The following is a 575-nucleotide window of genomic DNA, read 5'->3' on the forward strand; positions in this document are numbered from 1 at the left end:
CCCCCGTGCCCGGCCAGAATCGCCGCCCCGTCCGCCACCTAGTCGGCACGACATTCGAGTACATCAAGGACCTGCAACAGACTCAGAGCACGTCGAATTCACTCGCACCGACTGTCACGGTGACGCAGCAAGAACGCACCGTCGGCACCTTTCTCACCGTGGTTCCCGACGCCCTTGACGACGGTCAGGTTGTTCTGACCATTGCCTACGACGACAGCCGTCTCCTGGAACTCAAAAAGGAGCCCGTGGGCACGCGCGACAGTCTCTCCTTCGTCCAGCAGGCACGGATCGCGAAGCAAGGCCGCGTTCAGCAAGTCCAGGTCCGGCCAGGAGAGCCTGTCGTGATCGGCGGCTATCAGCAGTCCGGCGACAGCTCGACCCGTCGACGCCTCGACGAATCGGCACCCATGTTACTCGGCGGCTCCGACGCGAGTCAGGAACAGCAGACCCTCACGGTCGTCATGGTCACCGCCATTCCCGAAGAAGGATTCTGAACGTGCGAAAGAAACGCGCCAGACCCGTCAACTATCGGCTGGTCACCATGCCAGGCACCGCAAACCAGCTCGTCCTGGGAC

The 575-nt window shown here is 62.6% G+C and carries 1 pseudogene; it reads left to right on the forward strand.

Going from position 1 to position 575, the window contains the following annotated elements:
* A pseudogene (locus KDH83_RS31245) lies at window positions 1-494 on the forward strand (type II and III secretion system protein); the annotation flags it as partial.
* Window positions 495-575: the final 81 nt, after the last annotated feature.

Source organism: Achromobacter sp. Marseille-Q0513, assembly GCF_018195695.1.
In the GTDB taxonomy this organism is placed as follows: Bacteria; Pseudomonadota; Gammaproteobacteria; order Burkholderiales; family Burkholderiaceae_B; genus Achromobacter.